The 2,592-nt window shown below is 52.3% G+C and carries 3 protein-coding genes; all 3 read right to left on the bottom strand.

The features are described 5' to 3' along the window. Positions 1-221: 221 nt before the first annotated feature. Positions 222-395, bottom strand: a complete 174-nt coding sequence (locus E1189_RS02590) for a hypothetical protein (RefSeq protein ID WP_155158501.1) — start codon at positions 393-395, stop codon at positions 222-224. Positions 396-1,695: 1,300 nt separating this feature from the next. Next, positions 1,696-1,818 (bottom strand): hypothetical protein, encoded by a 123-nt coding sequence (locus E1189_RS25710; RefSeq protein ID WP_268921574.1) that lies wholly within the window; start codon positions 1,816-1,818, stop codon positions 1,696-1,698. 381 nt (positions 1,819-2,199) lie between these two features. Next, positions 2,200-2,352, bottom strand: coding sequence for a hypothetical protein (locus tag E1189_RS25030; RefSeq protein ID WP_155158498.1), 153 nt, complete (start codon positions 2,350-2,352; stop codon positions 2,200-2,202). Positions 2,353-2,592 lie beyond the last annotated feature (240 nt).

Genomic DNA, 2,592 nt, shown 5'->3' with positions numbered 1-2,592 from the left:
GCCCTTTGTCTGTGACCAAGATGGGTGCAATCGCTCTTTCACCACACCTGGCAATCTTATCAGACACAAGCTCATCCACTCAGGGAACAGGCCCTTTGTCTGTGACCAGAACGGATGCAACCAGTCTTTCACCCAAGCCACTCATCTCACTGCCCACAAGCGCACCCACACAGGAGACAGACCCTTTGTCTGTGATCAGGACGGGTGCAACAAGTCGTTCACTAAGGCCCTTTGTCTGTGACTTTGACGGGTGCCACAAGGCTTTCAACCAATCCGGTGCACTCATCAGACACAAGCGCATCCACACAGAGGACAGGCCTTTTGTCTGTGACTTCGATGGATGCAACCAGTCTTTTATCCAATCCAGTACACTCACCTCCCACAAACGCATCCATACAGGAGACAGACCCTTTGCCTGTGACCAGTACGGATGCAACAAGTCTTTTACCACATCAGGTCATCTCACTACTACAAACGCATCCACACAGGGGACAAGCCCTTAGTCTGTGACTTTGACGGATGCAACAGGCGTTTTATCCAACCCCATAATCTCACCGTCCCCATAAACGCACCCACACAGGAGACAGGCCCTTTTGCTGTGACTTTGACGGGTGCAACAAATCTTTCACCACATCCGGTAATCTCATCAGGCACAAAACACCCACACAGGGGACAGGCCCTTTGTCTGCGATCCGCACAGGGGAAAGGCCCTTTGTCTGTGATCAGGATGGGTGCAACCAGGCATTCACTACATCCGGTAATCTCACCGCCCACAAACGCATCCACACTGGGGGTAAGTCCTTTGTCTGTGACTTTGACGGCTGCGACAAGCGTTTTACCCAATTATTTCATCTCACCAGACACAAGCCCATCCACACAGGGGACAGGCCCTTTGTCTGCGATCCACACAGGGGACAGGCCCTTTGTCTGTGGCCTGGACGGATGCAACAAGCGTTTTACCCAATCCGGTAATCTCATCAGGCACAAACGCGTTCAAGGAGACAAGCCCTTTGTCTGTGACCAGGATCAGTGCAATCGATCTTTCACAACATCCGGTGATCTCATCAGACACAAGCGCATCCACTCAGGGAGCAGACCTTTGTCTGTGACCAGGACGGATGCAACCAGTCTTTCATCCAATCCAGTCATCTCCTCGAACACAAGCGTTCACATCCAGCGATCTCACCAGACACAAACGTATACATCCGGTGATCTCACCAGGCATAAACGCGCCACACACAGGGGACAAGCCCTTTGTCTGTGGCACGAATCCACACAGGAGAGAGGCCCTTTGTCTGTGACCAGGATGGGTGCAACCAGACTTTCACTACATCCAGTTATCTCGCCACCCACAAACGCACCCATACAGGGGACAAGCCCTATGCCTTGACCAGGACGGATGCCACAAAGCGTTTACTACATCCTGTAACCTCACCACGCCCACAAACGCATCCACACAGGGGACAAGCCCTTAGTCTGTGACTTTGACGGATGCAACAGGCGTTTTATCCAACCCCATAATCTCACCGTCCCCATAAACGCACCCACACAGGAGACAGGCCCTTTTGCTGTCCAGTTGACGGGTGCAACAAAGCGTTTATCACATCCGGCGATCTCATCAAACACAAACGCATCCATACAGGGGACAGGCCCTTTGTCTGTAACCAGGACGGATGCAACAGAGCGTTTACCATATCAGGCAATCTCACCAAACATCAGCGCACCCACACAGGGGACAAGCCCTTTGCCTGTGACGTTGATGGGTGCAACAGGCGTTTTATCCAATCCGATCATCTCACCATCCACAAACGCAGCCATACAGGGGAGAGGCCCTTTGTCTGTGACCAGGACGGATGCGGCCCTTGTCTGTGACCAGGACGGGTGCAGCCTTTGTCTGTGACCAGGACGGATGCAACCAGTCTTTCATCCAATCCAGTCATCTCCTCGAACACAAGCGTTTCCACACAGGGGACAGGCCCTATGTCTGTGATCAGGATGGATGCCATAAAGCGTTTACCACCCCTTGTAATCTCACTGTCCACAAGCATCCACACAGGGGACAGGCCCTTTGTCTGCGACCCACACAGGGGACAGGCCTTTTGTCTGCGACTTTGACGGGTCAATAAGTCTTTCACCGCTTTGACGGGTGCAACAAGTCTTTCACCCAGTCCTGACGGGTGCAACCAGTCTTTCACCCAATCAGACGGGTGCAACAAAGCGTTTATCACATCCGGCGATCTCATCAAACACAAACGCATTCATACAGGGGAAAGGCCCTATGCCTGTCCAGTTGACGGGTGCAACAAAGCGTTTATCACATCCGGCGATCTCATCAAACACAAACGCATCCATACAGGGGACAGGCCTTTGTCTGTGATCATGCTGGGTGCAACCGGTCTTTCACCCAATCCTGTCATCTCAACAGACACAAGCGCAACCTGCACAAGAGGAAAGATAAGTGACCCGACCTGTCTCTTTCACAACCGTATCCAGATAATGCACAGACTGCATGATGTAACAATATGGTCCTTAATATCCCCAGTGTCCCCGGCAAGATTCAGTGCCGTAAACACCAGCATCACAAGAGGCTGC

The organism is Parendozoicomonas verongulae, assembly GCF_009711465.1.
Taxonomy (GTDB): Bacteria; Pseudomonadota; Gammaproteobacteria; order Pseudomonadales; family Endozoicomonadaceae; genus Sansalvadorimonas; species Sansalvadorimonas verongulae.
This window is presented reverse-complemented; position numbering and strand designations above follow the sequence as displayed.

What these genes read in the sequence shown, in the direction of transcription:
- E1189_RS02590 (WP_155158501.1), bottom strand. Translation starts at nt 395, where the DNA reads ATGGATGCGTTTGTGGGAGGTGAGTGTACTGGATTGGATAAAAGACTG.
- E1189_RS25710 (WP_268921574.1), bottom strand. Translation starts at nt 1,818, where the DNA reads ATGGCTGCGTTTGTGGATGGTGAGATGATCGGATTGGATAAAACGCCT.
- E1189_RS25030 (WP_155158498.1), bottom strand. Translation starts at nt 2,352, where the DNA reads ATGGATGCGTTTGTGTTTGATGAGATCGCCGGATGTGATAAACGCTTT.